At 64.0% G+C, this 14,406-nt stretch carries 14 protein-coding genes; 6 read left to right on the top strand and 8 right to left on the bottom strand.

The window, feature by feature from the left end; genetic code table 11:
• Positions 1-171: 171 nt before the first annotated feature.
• On the top strand, positions 172-1,080 hold the full coding sequence (locus tag IB234_RS01770) for a LysR substrate-binding domain-containing protein (RefSeq protein WP_192312916.1): 909 nt from the start codon (positions 172-174) through the stop codon (positions 1,078-1,080).
• Between the two features lie 45 nt (positions 1,081-1,125).
• Here IB234_RS01770 and IB234_RS01765 read toward each other — a convergent pair whose 3' ends face one another.
• The 6 genes from IB234_RS01765 to oscA form a co-directional block, all read right to left on the bottom strand.
• Entirely contained in the window at positions 1,126-1,890 is a 765-nt protein-coding gene (locus IB234_RS01765) for a hypothetical protein (protein ID WP_192312913.1), read from the bottom strand.
• Positions 1,891-2,144: 254 nt separating this feature from the next.
• The gene (locus IB234_RS01760) at positions 2,145-3,134 is read right to left on the bottom strand and encodes a sulfate/molybdate ABC transporter ATP-binding protein (RefSeq protein WP_192312910.1); all 990 of its coding nucleotides are present in this window, start codon (positions 3,132-3,134) and stop codon (positions 2,145-2,147) included.
• A gap of 3 nt (positions 3,135-3,137) precedes the next feature.
• A complete protein-coding gene (gene cysW / locus IB234_RS01755; protein ID WP_192312907.1) occupies positions 3,138-4,010 on the bottom strand; it encodes a sulfate ABC transporter permease subunit CysW in 873 nt (290 codons plus the stop codon).
• A 10-nt stretch (positions 4,011-4,020) separates the two neighbouring features.
• The gene (gene cysT, locus IB234_RS01750) at positions 4,021-4,839 is read right to left on the bottom strand and encodes a sulfate ABC transporter permease subunit CysT (protein WP_192312904.1); all 819 of its coding nucleotides are present in this window, start codon (positions 4,837-4,839) and stop codon (positions 4,021-4,023) included.
• Between the two features lie 194 nt (positions 4,840-5,033).
• Positions 5,034-6,032 carry a sulfate ABC transporter substrate-binding protein gene (locus IB234_RS01745; protein ID WP_192312901.1) on the bottom strand — a complete coding sequence of 333 codons (999 nt, stop codon included), beginning with the start codon at positions 6,030-6,032 and terminating at the stop codon, positions 5,034-5,036.
• 183 nt (positions 6,033-6,215) lie between these two features.
• The gene (oscA, locus tag IB234_RS01740; protein ID WP_192312898.1) at positions 6,216-6,398 is read right to left on the bottom strand and encodes a sulfur starvation response protein OscA; all 183 of its coding nucleotides are present in this window, start codon (positions 6,396-6,398) and stop codon (positions 6,216-6,218) included.
• Between the two features lie 268 nt (positions 6,399-6,666).
• Here oscA and IB234_RS01735 point away from each other — a divergent pair, with 268 nt between their 5' ends.
• The 3 genes from IB234_RS01735 (at position 6,667) to IB234_RS01725 (ending at position 9,320) form a co-directional block, all read left to right on the top strand.
• The gene (locus tag IB234_RS01735) at positions 6,667-7,635 is read left to right on the top strand and encodes a sensor domain-containing diguanylate cyclase (protein ID WP_192312895.1); all 969 of its coding nucleotides are present in this window, start codon (positions 6,667-6,669) and stop codon (positions 7,633-7,635) included.
• A 96-nt stretch (positions 7,636-7,731) separates the two neighbouring features.
• The gene (locus tag IB234_RS01730) at positions 7,732-8,313 is read left to right on the top strand and encodes an RBBP9/YdeN family alpha/beta hydrolase (protein WP_192312892.1); all 582 of its coding nucleotides are present in this window, start codon (positions 7,732-7,734) and stop codon (positions 8,311-8,313) included.
• A gap of 101 nt (positions 8,314-8,414) precedes the next feature.
• On the top strand, positions 8,415-9,320 hold the full coding sequence (locus tag IB234_RS01725; protein ID WP_192312888.1) for a sigma 54-interacting transcriptional regulator: 906 nt from the start codon (positions 8,415-8,417) through the stop codon (positions 9,318-9,320).
• Between the two features lie 133 nt (positions 9,321-9,453).
• Here the strand turns inward: IB234_RS01725 and IB234_RS01720 are convergent, their stop codons facing one another.
• Positions 9,454-10,680 carry an acyl-CoA dehydrogenase family protein gene (locus IB234_RS01720; RefSeq protein ID WP_192312885.1) on the bottom strand — a complete coding sequence of 409 codons (1,227 nt, stop codon included), beginning with the start codon at positions 10,678-10,680 and terminating at the stop codon, positions 9,454-9,456.
• On the bottom strand, positions 10,670-11,650 hold the full coding sequence (locus tag IB234_RS01715; RefSeq protein WP_192312882.1) for an aliphatic sulfonate ABC transporter substrate-binding protein: 981 nt from the start codon (positions 11,648-11,650) through the stop codon (positions 10,670-10,672). Before IB234_RS01715 ends, IB234_RS01720 begins: the two co-directional genes overlap by 11 nt.
• A 347-nt stretch (positions 11,651-11,997) precedes the next feature.
• Here IB234_RS01715 and IB234_RS01710 point away from each other — a divergent pair, with 347 nt between their 5' ends.
• Together IB234_RS01710 and IB234_RS01705 are read left to right on the top strand one after the other, a co-directional pair.
• Positions 11,998-13,335, top strand: a complete 1,338-nt coding sequence (locus IB234_RS01710) for an OprD family porin (protein WP_192312879.1) — start codon at positions 11,998-12,000, stop codon at positions 13,333-13,335.
• A gap of 98 nt (positions 13,336-13,433) precedes the next feature.
• Positions 13,434-14,405, top strand: a complete 972-nt coding sequence (locus tag IB234_RS01705) for an aliphatic sulfonate ABC transporter substrate-binding protein (protein ID WP_192312876.1) — start codon at positions 13,434-13,436, stop codon at positions 14,403-14,405.
• The last annotated feature ends 1 nt before the right edge of the window (position 14,406 follow it).

The following is a 14,406-nucleotide window of genomic DNA, read 5'->3' as shown; positions in this document are numbered from 1 at the left end:
TCCTCGAAGCAGTGGCAGTCATGAACCGGCGCTTGGCCGGGCGATGGAGAGAGACTAGGCCCGACGATGGCTGCGGGCAAACGAGGATTTCGCACGCTGTTGTGCGAATAACTCACTCCGAGATAGCCTGATCAGGCAATTTATTCGTTTGCAAGTGAGGTCATGGCATAGATGCGCCGCCGAATACCCAGTACTGCCGCCCTGGTGGCCTTCGAGTCTGCGGCTCGCCACCAGAGCTTCACCAAGGCCGCCGACGAGCTGGTGCTGACACAGAGCGCGATCTGTCGGCAGATCGCCGGGCTGGAGCAGTTCCTCGGTATCGAGCTGTTCCGTCGCTCGCGGCGCGGGGTCAAGCTGACCGAGGCGGGACTGGCCTACAGCCGCAAGGTGGCGGCGCAGCTCGACGCGGTGGAGCGCGATACGCTCGCCGCCATGGGCCAGCAGGGCGCAGTAGCCATCGAACTGGCGGTGGTGCCGACCTTCGCCACCCAGTGGCTGGTGCCGCGGCTCAAGGACTTCCAGCGCCTGCACCCTGAGGTGACGGTGCACTTGACCAACCGCACCCGGCCGTTCCTGTTCGCCGATACCGCGTTCGATGCGGCGATTTATTTCGGCGATGCCGAATGGTCGGGTACCGAGGCGCACTTCCTGATGCCCGAGGAGCCGCAACCGGTCTGCAGCCCTGAACTGCTGGCCGGCCGTGGACAGTTTGAGGCGGCCGAGCTGTCAGCGATGCCGCTGCTGCAGCAGACCACCCGACCCTACGCCTGGCGTCAGTGGTTTGCCGCCCAGGGCCTGAGCGTGCCGCACGACCTCGGCGGGCCGCGCTACGAACTGTTCTCCATGCTGGCCCAGGCCGCCAGCCATGGCATGGGCGTAGCGCTGATCCCGCCGTTCCTCATCCAGCGCGAGCTGGCGGAGGGGAGGCTGGTGCCGGCTCACCCGGCGGCGCTGCACAGCAGCGACAAGGCCTATTACCTGATGATTCCCGAGCGCAAGGCCGAGTCTGCGGCCCTGCGTGCGTTTCGTGACTGGCTGCTGCAGGTCGCACGGGCCTATCAGGGCGAGAGCCGGCCATAAAAAGCCGGGCTTGGGGCCCGGCTCTTCGATACATGCTCTAGCGATTCATGGCGATCCGGCGACCTGGCCCAGGGACATCCACTGGCCGGTCATCGAGCGGGTGTGGCGATCCACGGTGGTGGGGGCGAAGGCGCGGCCGGAAGTACTGGCCAGGGTGTTGCTGCCGCTGTTCATGTCCAGCAGAGCGGCGCGCAGGAATTTCCAGCGGGTCTTGAGCTTGGCTACGGCGGGGTTGGTCTTGCCGTCGAGGGCGCCCAGCTCCTGGTCAATCTTCGGTACCAGTACTCGCTCGTCCTGGCCGACGTAGTTATCGGTCTGCTCGCGGGCGATTTCAAAGCTGCCGATGTAGGCGCGGCTGAGGTACTGGACACCCAGATACTCGACCTGAGCCGGTAGCTCGCCGGCCGGGTCGGCCTTGGGTACGGCACGGGCCACGGTGAGCAGCGCGCGCAGTGACTGGGCCAGGTCCTGGGGATAGTCCCAAGGCATGTCGTCTTCTTTGGGGCCAAAGGAAACACCCAGGCGTAACTGGGTAACAAGCTTGGTGGTCAATCCGGGTATTTCCGAACTGGCGCTCATGGCCGCCTGGGAGGCGGTCTCGAGATCGGCGATGTCCTTCTCCAGGCGAGTCAGATACTCCTCCTGAAAGCCCTCGCCACGAACCAGCAGTAGGCTGCTGGTGGCTCGGCTAGCGTACACCTGTACCTGTTCGGCAGCGGTCATGGCCGCCGCCTGGGCGATGGCCGAGAAAGTTGCCAAAATCCCTAGCATGGTGGAAAAAATCAATCGAATCATAGGATTACGATTCATCCCCGGTCGCTCCTTATTATTCTTGTCGGCGCGTGTCGTTCGGTTGGGCAGTGGCCGTCCGCGCAGTCGCAACAGCCTACTGCGCTTGCAATAGCAAGGGATGAGCCAAAAGAGTGATTTACATCGCAATTTTGGCGTCGTGGAGTCGGCGTTCCCGGGTCTGTGCTATCGCACGTACGAGCGGGTCGAGAGCGGAAGGGGGAAGAACACCGCCGCAGGCTGGGTGGGAGAGCCGTGCGGCGGCGAGAGAAGGGTCAGATCGCGGGATGTTGCTGCCAGACCTTCGGCTTGAAGTAGAGTGTTTCGCCACGGGCAAGACCAGCCAGGCTGTCGTGGTCCTTGACCACTTCGGCTTCGATCAGCTCGTCCTGGCCGTCGACCTTGAGGGTCACCCGGGTGATCGCGCCCAGCGGGCGAATATCACGCACTTCGGCGCTGCGATGCTCTTCCACCGCCTGGCGCGACAGCGAGACTTCGTGCGGGCGGAACAGCACGTGCTGATCCTCGCCGATGTGCAGGCGGTTGGAGTCGCCGAGGAAGTGGTAGACGAAGTCGCTGGCCGGGTTCTCGTAGACCTCGCCCGGCGAACCGATCTGCTCGATCACGCCCTTGTTCATCACCACGATGCGGTCGGCCACTTCCATGGCTTCTTCCTGGTCGTGGGTAACGAACACGCTGGTCAGATGCACTTCCTCGTGCAGGCGGGCGAGCCAGCGGCGCAGCTCCTTGCGCACCTTGGCGTCGAGGGCGCCGAAGGGCTCATCGAGCAGCAGCACCTTGGGCTTCACCGCCAGGGCGCGAGCCAGGGCGATACGCTGGCGCTGGCCGCCGGACAGCTGCTCCGGGTAGCGATCGGCGAGCCAGTCGAGCTGGACCATGCCAAGCAGCTCATGCACCTGCTTGGCGATTTCCGCGTCGCTCGGGCGCTCGCCCTTGGGTTTCATGCGCAGGCCGAAAGCGACGTTGTCGAACACGCTCATGTGGCGGAACAGCGCGTAGTGCTGGAACACGAAGCCGACGTTGCGATCACGCACGTCGTGCTGCGACACGTCTTCGCCGTGGAACACGATGTTGCCGGTGTCCGGGGTTTCCAGGCCGGCGATGATGCGCAGCAGGCTGGTCTTGCCGCAGCCGGACGGGCCGAGCAGCGCGACCAGTTCACCGCTCTGGATGTCCAGGTTGATGTCGTTGAGTGCGCGGAAGGCGCCGAAATTCTTGGTGACGTTGCGGATTTCAATGCTCATGACTTATTCCTCGTCGTCTGCGGATTTCAGACGGGACAGGCGGGATTCGCTCCACTGCTTGAGCAGCAGGATGATCAGGGCCAGGGCCAGCAACAGGCTGGCGACGCTGAACGCGGCGACGTGGTTGTACTCGTTGTAGAGGATCTCGACGTGCAGCGGCAGGGTGTTGGTGAAGCCGCGGATGTGCCCGGACACCACCGACACCGCGCCGAACTCGCCCATGGCGCGCGCGGTACACAGCACCACGCCGTAGATCAGGCCCCATTTGATGTTCGGCAGGGTGATGTGCCAGAACATCTGCCAGCCGTTGGCGCCGAGCAGGCGCGCGGCCTCTTCTTCCTGAGTGCCCTGTTCCTGCATCAGCGGGATCAGCTCGCGGGCGACGAAGGGCACTGTGACGAACACGGTGGCCAGAACGATGCCCGGTAGGGCGAAGATGATCTGGATGTCGTGCTCTTGCAGCCATTCGCCGAAAAAGCCCTGGGCGCCGAACAGCAGCACGTAGATCAGACCGGCGATCACCGGCGAGACCGAGAACGGCAGGTCGATCAGGGTGACCAGGATGCTCTTGCCGGTGAACTCGTATTTGCTCACGCACCAGGCGGCGGCCACGCCGAACACCAGGTTGAGCGGCACCGAGATGCCCACGGCGAGCAGGGTCAGCTTCAGGGCGGAGACCGCGTCCGGCTCGATCAGCGCGGTGAAGAAGGTGCCGAGGCCGAGCTTCAGCGCCTCGCTCAGCACCACGTAGAGCGGCAGCAGAAGAAACAGCGCGAACGCCAGCCAGGCGCCGATGATCAGCGCGATACGCCCGGCGGCATTGCCGCGGCGGGCGGCGTTGGCGGTAGCGGCGGCGCCGATGGTTGCAGATGACATGGCGGCCTCCTTACGGGCGTTCGATGCGGCGCTGCAGCAGGTTGATCAGCAGCAGCAGGATGAAGGACACGACCAGCATCAGCACACCGATGGCGGTGGCCCCGTGGTAATCGTACTGGTCGAGCTTGACCATGATCAGCAGCGGCAGGATCTCGGTCTTCATCGGCATGTTGCCGGCGATGAAGATCACCGAGCCATACTCGCCGACGCCACGGGCGAAGGCCAGGGCGAAGCCGGTCAGCCAGGCTGGCAGCAGGGCCGGCATGAGGATGTGGCGGAACACCTGGAACGGCTTGGCGCCCAGGCACGCGGCGGCTTCTTCGACCTCACGCGGGATGTCCGCCAGCACCGGCTGCAACGTACGCACGACGAAGGGCAGGGTGACGAAAGTCAGCGCCAGGGTGATGCCCAGCGGCGTGTAGGCGATCTTGAAACCCAGCGCCGTGGCGAACTGGCCGACCAGCCCGGCCGGTGCGTAGAGCGCGGTCAGGGCGATACCGGCGACGGCGGTAGGCAGGGCGAACGGCAGGTCGATCATCGCGTCGATGATCTTGCGGCCGGGGAAGGTGTAACGCACCAGCACCCAGGCCAGCAGGGTGCCGATGATGCCATTGAGGATGGCGGCGAACAGCGCGGTGGAGAAGCTCAGCTTCAGTGCAGCGAGCACGCGCGGTGCGGAAATGATGGCCCAGAACTGATCCCAGGTGAGTTGGGCGGCATGCACGAACATGGCACCCAGGGGAATCAGCACCAACAGGCTGAGGTACACCAGGGTGTAGCCCAGCGTCAGCCCGAAGCCGGGTATGACGGGGGAGATACGGCGTGACATGGTCTGTCCTTATAGCTGCGTTGGAACGCTCGGAGAGGCGGCAGGGCCGCCTGTCCTGACTCGCCTGGTTTCGCTTGTGCCAAAGGGAAGCGGTGGGCTTCCCTTTGGCGTGTTGCGCGGGGCGGCGATTCTAACCACTGTGAGCGCTAGCGAAGCAGGGGATGGGTATTACCCACCCGTGCCGCGCTACGAAATCACTGTGCCTGGTAGATCTTGTCGAAGATGCCACCGTCGTTGAAGAACTTGGGCTGCGCAGTCTTCCAGCCGTTGAAGTCCTTGTCGATGGTCACCAGTTTCAGCTCGGGGAACTGTTTGGTGAATTCGGCTGCGACCTTCTCGTTGCGTGGGCGGTAGAAGTTCTTCGCGGCGATGCGCTGGCCTTCTTCGCTGTACAGGTAGTTCAGGTAGGCATTGGCCAGTTCACGGGTGCCTTTCTTGTCGACGTTCTTGTCGACCACGGCCACCGGCGGCTCGGCGAGGATGGACAGGCTCGGTGCGACGATCTCGAACTGGTCGCCACCTTGTTCCTTGAGGGCCAGGAAGGCTTCGTTTTCCCAGGCCAGCAGCACGTCGCCGATCTGGTTGTTGACGAAGGTGATGGTCGAGCCACGGGCACCGGTGTCGAGTACCGGCACGTTCTTGTAGAGCTTCTCGACGAATTCCTGGGCCTTCTCTTCGCTGCCGTATTTCTGCTGGGCGTAGGCCCAGGCGGCGAGGAAGTTCCAGCGGGCGCCGCCGGAGGTTTTCGGGTTCGGGGTGATGACTTCGACGCCCGGTTTTACCAGGTCGTCCCAGTCCTTGATGCCTTCCGGGTTGCCCTTGCGCACTAGGAACACGATGGTCGAGGTGTACGGGGTGCTGGATTGCGGCAGGCGGCTCTGCCAGTCCTCGGGGATCAGCTTGCCGAGCTTGTTCAGCTCGTCGATGTCACCGGCCAGGGCCAGGGTCACCACGTCGGCACGCAGGCCGTCGATCACGGCACGGGCCTGTTTGCCCGAACCACCGTGGGATTGCTGGATGGTCACGGCTTCGTGGCCTTCGGCCTGCCAGTGCTTGTTAAAGGCAGCGTTGAATTCCTGGTACAGCTCACGAGTCGGGTCGTAGGACACGTTGAGCAGTTCGTTGGCGGCGGCAGCTTGGCCGGCGAACAGGGCGGAGGTCAGGGCGGCCAGGGCGAAACGACGAATGGACATGTTGAAGCTCCTGGATCTTGGAAGTTGTTCTGTGTTGGCTACAGGGTCTTGCGGAGGTGCGGTTGCGCTCAGCGGCGCATTCGCTCCCGGCAGCGAAGCGAGCGCTGCTGGGACATGCTCATGGCGGGTGTATTCGTGCTCATGGGTGACGCCCTCCGGTTGTCCAGTCGGGTTGGCGGGAACTCAGGCCTGCTTGGTGTTCTGTGCCTGCAGGCGGAATTTTTCCTTGCGCTCGATTTGTACGACCTGGCCGTTATGTACGGTGATTTCTACCGAGCCAAAACGCAGACCCTGCAGGGCGGATTGAATTTCACGCAGGATGCCGGCTTCGTCTTGGCCTTCGATGCTTCTGAGGGTTGCGCTCATGACTCTGCTCCTTGGATGGGTGCCCGGGGTTGGGCGTGGAGCGGATATTAGGGGCAGGAGATTTAGTCTTAAAAAGAATATTTAACGATTTATTTATTCATTACAGGTCTAAGCGGCAGTGTAATACCGCAAAATCTTGCACGGGTTCCCGCTTCCTGACCGCAGCGTCGAAAATCCTGCCGCTCGTCACAACGCGCTGTTCGAGGCATCGCCAGCGCTTCCGCAGGGCGCATAGTCTTGATTCATGAACGTGATCAGGCAGCGTCCCATGGACGAAAATGACCAGGCTCCCAGCGAGCTGGAAACCCTAACCCTGGCGCTGTTGCACAGCCGCGGCGAGGTCGAGCGCTTGCGCGAGCGCGAGCAACTGGTCAGCAGTCTGCTGGCCGGCCTCAACGCCGTGCTCTGGGCCTTCGACTGGGAGCAGCAGCGGGTGGTCTACGTCAGTCCGGCGTATGAACAGATCTTCGGCCGCAGTGCCGCGCTGGTGCTGGCCGACTACGGCGAATGGTTGAACAGCATCTACCCGGACGACATGGAGTACGCCGCGCAAAGCCTGCAGTCGGTGCTGGAGGTCGGCTCGGTCGAGCACCGCGAGTACCGCATCATCCGGGGCGACGGCGAGGTGCGCTGGCTCAGCGACAAGTGTTTCATCAGTCCGCCCAACCTGTTCGGCGGTCAGCAACTGATCGTCGGCATCGCCGAGGACATCACCGAGAAGAAGGCCCTGCAGAATGAGCTGCACCGCCTGGCTACCAGCGATGTGCTGACCGGCGCGAGCAACCGCCGACACTTCTTCGAGTGTGCCGACGACCTGTTCGCCGAGGCTCGAACCCATGGACGGCCGTTGTCCTTCCTGCTGCTGGACATCGACGACTTCAAGAAGATCAACGACGGTCATGGCCACCAGATGGGCGATCGCGTGCTGCAACGGGTGGCCCATTGTGCTGCCTATGTGCTGCGCCGCGACGACCTGTTCGGCCGGATCGGTGGTGAGGAGTTCGCCGCGATCTTCCCCAACTGCGACGCCGAGCAGGCGCGCCAGGTAGCCGAACGCCTGCAGCGAGAGGTGCAGCGCCTGCAGTTCAGCGATGAGGGCGAGAACTTCGGCGTGACCATCAGCCAGGGCATTACCGTGCTGGGCGGGGGGGACGAACTGGACGATCTCTACAATCGTGCCGACGCCGCGATGTACCAGGCCAAACGCCAGGGCAAGGATTGCATCGTTCTCGGCTGATTGTAATTTATGGAATAAGTAAATGAATTCTTATTCCTTAACATGTGTTTGATCCCTGCCTAGACTGGCCCTCGGAACGTATCGAGGAGGCCCGACATGGCCAGCCAGACCACCAGTTACCTGATCCTGCCGGGATGGCAGGGTTCGCCGGACGAACACTGGCAGAGCCATTGGCAGCGCAGCCTGCCGAACGCTCGCCGAGTGGAGCAGGCGGACTGGAACAACCCTGACCCGCGTGCCTGGGTCGCAGCCGTGGAGCGCGAAGTAGCTGCCGCGCGCGGGCCATTGATTCTGGTAGCCCACAGTCTCGGTTGCATCACCGTGGCGCGTTGGGCCGCCCAGGCTTCGCTGGCCTCGCTGCGCAAGGTGCGCGGTGCACTGCTGGTGGCTCCGGCGGACGTCGAGCGTCCCAATTGTCCCGAGGCCCTGCAGGGCTTTGCCCCCATCTCCCGCGAGCTACTGCCTTTCCCAAGCCTGCTGGTTGGCTCGGACAACGATCACGCCGCCAGCGCTCCTCGGGCGTTGCAGATGGCGCGTGATTGGGGTGCACAACCGGCCATTCTGCCGGGCGCCGGTCATATAAACGTCAAGTCCGGGCACCAGCGCTGGGAGCAGGGGTTCGCCTATCTCTATCGCCTGCAGCGGCAGATCGAGCAACAGGAGCGCCTTCGCGCATGAACCCGACCGACGTGACGCGAATGCGCGCGCGTCGGCGCCGCTTTCACCCCATTCCTACCTGAGCCGTCGGCTGGCGGCTCGCACCGACACGAGATTGCCCAATGAGCCGCCCCGCCTTTCCCCAGCAGGCCCTGCTGACCTTCGCCGACACCGAGAAGAGCCCTCTGAGCATCCGCGCCAAGGCGCTGGTATTCGTTGACCCCCGCTCGCGCCAGCTGCGTGAGCAGGCCAACACCTTGGCTGTTGCCAATCTACCGGTCCTGATCGTTGGCGAGACCGGTACCGGCAAGGAGTTGTTGGCCCGCCATGTTCACCGTGAGAGCGAGCGCGGAGGCCTCTTCGTTGCCGTCAGCTGCGGTGCTATCAGCCCGCAGTGGGGCGATGCGGAACTGTTCGGTCATGCCGCCGGCGCCTACTCCGGTGCCGCCAGCAGCCGCGCCGGGTGGTTCGGCTCGGCCAATGGCGGCACCCTCTATCTGGACGAGATCGGTGACCTGCCGCTGGCGTTGCAGGACAAGCTGCTGGCTGCGCTGGAGACCCGCGAGGTGCACCGCGTCGGCGGGCATCAGGCGACGCCGGTGGATGTGCGCCTGGTGACCGCCACCAGTATCGATCTGGCCCAGGCCGTGGCCGCAGGCAAATTCAGTGAGCGGCTCTTCCATTATCTGGACGAAGGTCGCCTCGTCCTGCCGGCGTTGCGCGAGCGGCCAGGGGATATCCTGCCGCTGGCCGAATATTTCCTGGGTATCTATGCCCAGCGCCTAGGCCTGGATATTCCGCAGATTGGCCCTGCGGCTCAGGCCGCGCTGGAAGGGCATCCCTGGCACGGCAATACGCGCGAGCTGGAAAACGTCATCCACTTCGCTCTGCTGGTCAGTGTCGGCGAGGAAATCCTGCCGCAGCATCTCAATCTGCCATCCGCCGTGTCGCTGCAGAGCCTAGAGCGGCAGTTGGAACGGCTTGGCAGCGAGGAGCGTCAACTGCTGCTGAGGCGCCTGGCGGGCTGAGCGCGATTGCTCCGGCAGTCTCGCTTCGGTTTCCGTTACCGGGCCGAGGCGCGTGGCGATTGGCTGCACGGCGGGGCTGGCGATGGCAGAACGGGAGCGGCGCCTGAGGGCTGCTCCCGGCGAGTGGCATCCGTCAGGAATAAAGAGACGGTGTCGGTGGCACACCGCTGGTCAGCCATTGGCCGATGTCGCGCACCTTGTAATCCAGCGGATCGTGCAGGCTGTGTACCCGCACATTGCGCCAGAAGCGGTCGAAGCCAAAGTGCGAGGCGGTGGAGCGAGCGCCCATGGTCTCGAACACCTGGCTGGTGATCTCCAGCGAGGCGCGAGCCGAGGCTACCCGAGCCTCGGCGATCAGCAGGGCGAGGTCAGCGCGCTCTGCGGCGCCCACGGCTGGCTTTTCCCAGGCCTGCTGTAGACGCTCGGCGGCCAGCTCCGCCTGCAGCAGTGCGCCGCGGTAGAGCAGCCAGAGCTCGCCGTAGCGCTTCTGGATGAATGGATCCTCGATTGCCGCCTCGACGCCAGCGCCGATCCATGGGCGTGCCTGCTCGCGCACATAGCGCAACGCTCCGTCCAGTGCCGCCTGGGCATTGCCCAGGTAGAGCTGGGTGAGGATCAGCTGCGACACACATACCCGCAGGCTGCTACGGGGGCTCTGGCCGCCCGACACAAGCAGCTCGTCGCGGTCGACGAAGACTCCTTCGAACTGCACGGTGCCGCTGTCGGTCTGGCGCTGGCCGAAGGCGTCCCAGTCGTCGTTGACCGCCAGGCCTTCGCGCTGCGCCGGGACTACCAGGAACACCCGCTCACCCGCATTACCGCCGCGAGGGGCGCTGACTACCAGAGCGTCTGCGCCCAGTGCGCCGGAGCAGAAGGATTTTCGCCCGTTCAGCTCGAAGTGCTCTTCCCGTGGGGCCAGTGTCAGTCCTAGGTCGCGACCATTGGTGGCGTTGCCCCAGAACCAGCGCTCGCGCACTGCACGGGTCAACCAGTGGCGCTGCTGATCGACGCTGCCGTGTAACAGCAGAGTGGCGACCTGCAGGTGGTTGAAGGCAAACAGGTGAGCCAGCGAACTGTCGGCGGCGGCCAGGTGGCGAATGATGCGGTAGATCTCCGGCCAGGGGCGTTCCTGGCCATCGAACCGCTGCGGGATGGACAGGGTCAGCAGGCCGCTTTCGCGGATCAGTTCGCGCTCGGCCCGTGCATGGCCCCCACGCCGGTCTCGCTCGATGGCGTTCTCGGCCAGCTTGCGCGCCAGGCGCTCGACCTTGGCAGTGAGGTTGCCGAAGTCGGTGGGGAACAGGCGCGGGTCGAGCAGCGGCTCGGCCTGTAGTGGCAGATGGCGGGCTTCATTGGGCATGGTGCGACTCCGGCTGCCACACCGCCACGTCGGTGGCGTCGACTCGCTTGGGCAGCAGGCCCTCGGCGAAGAAGGCATCGGCGATCTTCTGCTGCTCGCCCAGGCCGTCCTTGCGCACCGGGCCTACCTGATAGCTACGGCGACCGTTGGCTTGCTGGACGATGGTCGGGTCGAGGTTACCCCACAGCGGGCCGAGGATCTTCGCCGCATCGGCCGGATGGGCGCGCAGCCAGTCGCCAGCCTTGACCAGTTCGGCGTAGACGGTCTCGAGCACCTGCGGATGGGCCTTGGCGTAGGTGGCGCTGGTCAGGTAATAGCGCTGGTAGCTGGCCAGGCCTTTGCTGTCTGCCAGGGTGCGGGTCGGCAACTGGCGCTGGGCGGCGCTGAGGAAGGGCTCCCAGGTCACCCAGGCGTCGACCTTGCCATTCTCGAAGGCTGCGCGGCCGTCGGCCGGGGTCAGGTAGGCGGGCTGGATGTCGCTGAACTTCAGCCCGGCCTTGGCCAGTGCGGCGATCAGCAGGTAGTGCGAGCCGGCTGCCTTGGTCACGGCGACCTTCTTGCCCTTCAGCTCGCCAAGGCTCTGCAGCGGAGAGCCCTCGTGCACGATGATCGCCTGGGCGGCCGGTGAGGGTGCCTCCTGGGCGAAGTAGGCGAGCTGCGCACCGGCGGCCTGAGCGAACACCGGCACGGTGTCGGCGACATCGGCGGAAAGATCGACATTGCCGACATTGAGTGCCTCCAACAGGGGCTGGCCACTGGCGAATTCGTGCCAGCTGACCTTGATGTCCTGGCCGGCGAAGGCTTTTTCCAGGGTGCCCTGGCTCTTCAGCAGGCTGATCAGGGTGGACGATTTCTGGTACCCGATGCGCAAGGCGGTCTCTGCATGAACGGGGGCGCTCAGGGCGGCGAACAGACCGAGACTCAGGCCGGCACCGAGCAGGGTGCGGCGGGAAAATGAATGGCGGGACATGAAAGGCCTCTTGTATGGCGTCCCGGCCATATGAGGCGGCGGAACACGGAAACTTCTAGGGAGGGAAGCGTGAGAAGTCCGGTGGTCCGGTACGCGAAAAGCTATTCGATCTTAAAAATGACCGGCAAATACTTTTCGGGAATTAGCTTATGGATTTTGACCGATGGTTCATTTATTCTTTTTAGTTTCATAAAAGTGAAAAATAATTCTTTTTGGGGATTACAAAAATCCCCTAGATTGGCCGCCAAGCCGTTAGCGGGCCTCCGCTGCGAGCCAGTTTCCGCACCCCGAAGGGGCTTCCTCGTCGACGCCCCGGATCAAAATAGAAAAGCATCTGGAGCATCAGCATGAACAAGTCCACCCTGGCTCTCGCCGTTGCGCTCGGCGTGATCGCCCAGCAGGCCACTGCCGCCGGTTTTATCGAAGACAGTAAGGCCACCCTGGGCCTGCGCAACTTCTATTACGACCTGAACACCAAGAACACCGCCAATAACAATGGCGAGGCCAGCGAGTGGGGCCAGGGCTTCATCTTCAACTACACCTCTGGCTTCACCGAGGGCACTGTCGGTTTCGGTCTCGACGCGGTCGGCCTGCTCGGCGTCAAGCTGGATTCCGGCGGCTCCAACACCAAGACCGGTCGTGATCGCACGCCGGGTCAGCTGTTCCCGCTCGACACCGATGGCAGCGCCGAGGACGAGTTCAGCAAGGGCGGCCTGACCGCCAAGGTGCGCCTGTCCAAGACCGAGGCCCGCCTGGGCACCCTGCAACCGAAACTGCCGGTGGTGAACTTCAACGACGGCCGCCTGCTGCCGCAGCTGTTCGAGGGTGGCCAGATCACCTCCGCCGAGATCGACAACCTGCTGCTCACCGCCGGCCAGCTGGAGCACACCACGACTCGCGCCTCCTCCGACAGCATCGGCCTGCGCATCGCTGGCGCCAGCGTGGTCAACGGCCAGCAGGCTGACAGCAACAAGTTCTATTACGGCGGCGCCGACTACAAGATCACCAAGGATCTGCTGGCGCAGTACTACTACGGCAACCTGGAAGACTTCTACAAACAGCACTTCCTCGGTCTGACTCATAACTGGTCCATCGGCCCGGGCGTGCTGAAGTCCGATCTGCGTTACTTCCACAGCGACTCCGATGGCAAGAACGGCAGCGTCGCCGGCCGTGCCGAGGGCTACCGCGCCCAGGGCGAAATCAGCGCTGCCAACACCATCACCGCCACCGAGGTCGACAACCAGACCTGGAGCGCCCTGTTCACCTACACCCTGGGTGCCCATGCGCTGAGCGGCGGTTACCAGCAGGTCTCGGGCGACAGCGCCTTCCCGTTCCTCAACCAGGGCGATGGCTCCACCGCCTACCTGATTACCGACCGCCAGATCGGCAAGTTCCTGTCGGCCGGAGAGCGCACCTGGCTGGCCGAGTACGCCTACGACTTCACCTCCGTCGGCGCACCGGGCCTGAAGGCGATCATCACCTACCTGTCGGGTGACAACATCGACGCCGTTGGTGGCGACCGCAAGGAATGGGAGCGTGACTTCCGTCTGGACTACACCCTGCAGAACGGTGCCCTGAAAGGCCTTGGCTTCTCCTGGCGCAACGCCTCCCTGCGGGGCAATACCACCGCCAATGACCAGGACGAGAACCGCCTGATCGTCAGCTACACCCTGCCGCTGCTGTAACCCATTCCCGGGAGGGGAAAAGTCCCCTCCCGGTACCTTCCTGACCAGTCCGACATTCGGGCCGGAAGGCATCAACCCCAAGCATGAGGAGAAGACCCATGGGTCTGCATACCTTGCGTCGGGGGCTGACTGCCGTTCTGGCAGCGCTCCTGTCCTTCGGCGCCCACGCCGAAAAACTCGACGAAATCCGTCTCGACTACGCCTTCTACTCCCCGGAAAGCCTGGTGGTGAAACACAACGGCTGGCTGGAGGACGCCTTCGGCAAACAGGGCACACAGGTGCGCTGGGTGCTGTCGCGCGGCAGCAACAACTCCCTGGAATTCCTCAACAGCGGCGCCTCCGATTTCGCCCTGACCTCGAGCATCTCCGCGTTCGTCAGCCGGGCCAACGGCCAGCCGGTGAAGGCCATCTACAGCTACCTCTGGTATGTGCCCAGCGCGTTGCTGGTACAGAAAGATTCGGCGCTCGGCTCGATCGATCAACTCAAGGGCAAGCAGGTCGCCGCTACCAAGGGCACCGATCCCTACTTCTTCCTGCTGCGTTCGCTGCAGGCCAATGGCCTGACGCCGGATGACATCAAGATTGTCCACCTGCAACACCCGGACGGCCGCACTGCTCTGGAGCAGGGACGTGTCGATGCCTGGGCCGGTCTCGACCCGCACATGGCCGCCGCCGAACTGGCCGGTGCGCGTTTCCTCTACCGCAACGACAGCTTCGGCCTCGGCGCCTTCCTCAACACCCGCGACAGCTTCCTCGACGACCATCCGGATGCCGTCGGCACCGTGCTGCAGGCCTACGAGCGGGCGCGCCGCTGGATCATCGCCAACCCGGACGAAGCCGCCACGCTGATCTCCGGTGAGACCCAGTTGCCGGTCGAGGTGATCAAGCTGCAGTTGGGTCGCTACGACCTCAGCCGCCCGTTGCCGGGCCAGCAGCACCTGGCCGCCATCGAACCCGTGGTTCCCTTGCTGCAGGCCGATGGCGTGCTGCGTCGCAATGCCGATGTGCAGGGCACGCTGAGCAGCCTGATCGATGCGCGCCTGGCGCAGCCCGTGATCGAGGCCAATTGAG

This window comes from Pseudomonas sp. PDM16 (assembly GCF_014851865.1).
Classification (GTDB): domain Bacteria; phylum Pseudomonadota; class Gammaproteobacteria; order Pseudomonadales; family Pseudomonadaceae; genus Aquipseudomonas.
Note: the sequence above shows the minus strand (reverse complement) of the source record. Positions and strands in the feature narration are given on the sequence as shown.